The following is a 538-nucleotide window of genomic DNA, read 5'->3' as shown; positions in this document are numbered from 1 at the left end:
CAGCAGTCCCGCCCCGAGCACGAGCACCCCGAGCGAGCCGATCCCATAGGCCCGCACGGCCTCGTACACGAGCACGGTAAGACCGGCCGCGGGCCCGCTGACCTGCAGGCTGCTGCCGGGCATGACCCCGACGACGAGCCCGCCGACGATGCCGGTGATCAGCCCGAGCTCGGCGGGCACACCGGAGGCGACGGCGACACCGACGCAGAGGGGCACAGCGACAAGAAAGACGACGAGTGAAGCGACGAGATCGCTCCGCGAGCAGGCAAACCGCTGTCGAGAAACTCCAGGCACAAACAAGGGACGGCACCTCCGACTGCGTACATACGCACGAACAGACACAAGAGATGCGCGGGCAGCCCGGGGGAGGGGGAACCCCTGAACCTGAATCCCATTGTCACGTAAGCCGCTTCCCCGACGCGACGTTTCCTGCGGAGGCGCAGAGGCACATCCTCCGTCCCCCCAAGAACGCACGCCCCCACCTGTCCCTTATACACATCTCCGAGCCCACGAGACGCTCATGAATCTCGTATGCCGG

General features: G+C 66.5%; 1 protein-coding gene. It reads right to left on the bottom strand.

The window, feature by feature from the left end; all coding sequences use genetic code 11:
- The coding region (locus tag E2651_RS43555) for a SulP family inorganic anion transporter (protein ID WP_245239571.1) at nt 1-294 on the bottom strand (294 nt) is incomplete at its 3' end.
- Nucleotides 295-538: the final 244 nt, after the last annotated feature.

The sequence above is a fragment of the Streptomyces sp. MZ04 genome (assembly GCF_004684775.1).
Lineage (GTDB): Bacteria > Actinomycetota > Actinomycetes > Streptomycetales > Streptomycetaceae > Streptomyces.
The sequence above is the reverse complement of the archived record's forward strand: the minus strand, read 5'-3'. Positions and strand labels throughout refer to the sequence as shown.